Below are 344 nucleotides of genomic sequence, written 5' to 3' on the forward strand. Positions count from 1 at the left end.
GGGTTGAGGAGGGTGTCCTCGTACTCCTGGATGAGGCGGGTGCGGGTGGCGTCCTGGTCCTCGGCGGCGGCGATGGTGCGGCGGTGCAGGATGTTCACCGCGCCCTGGGCGCCCATCACGGCGATCTGGGCGGTGGGCCAGGCGAGGTTGAGGTCGGCGCCCAGGTGCTTGGAGCCCATGACGTCGTAGGCGCCGCCGAAGGCCTTGCGGGTGATGACGGTGATCAGCGGGACGGTGGCCTCGGCGTAGGCGTAGATCAGTTTGGCGCCGCGGCGGATGATGCCGGTGTGCTCCTGGTCGACGCCGGGGAGGAAGCCGGGCACGTCCACGAAGGTCAGGACGGG

At 70.6% G+C, this 344-nt stretch carries 1 protein-coding gene; it reads right to left on the reverse strand.

What is annotated here, in order from left to right; all coding sequences use genetic code 11:
- The coding region (locus N4G66_RS45430) for a carboxyl transferase domain-containing protein (RefSeq protein ID WP_315903783.1) at positions 1–344 on the reverse strand (344 nt) is incomplete at both ends.

Origin of the sequence: Streptomyces rhizosphaerihabitans (assembly GCF_025399795.1) — a bacterium.
Lineage (GTDB): Bacteria > Actinomycetota > Actinomycetes > Streptomycetales > Streptomycetaceae > Streptomyces > Streptomyces rhizosphaerihabitans.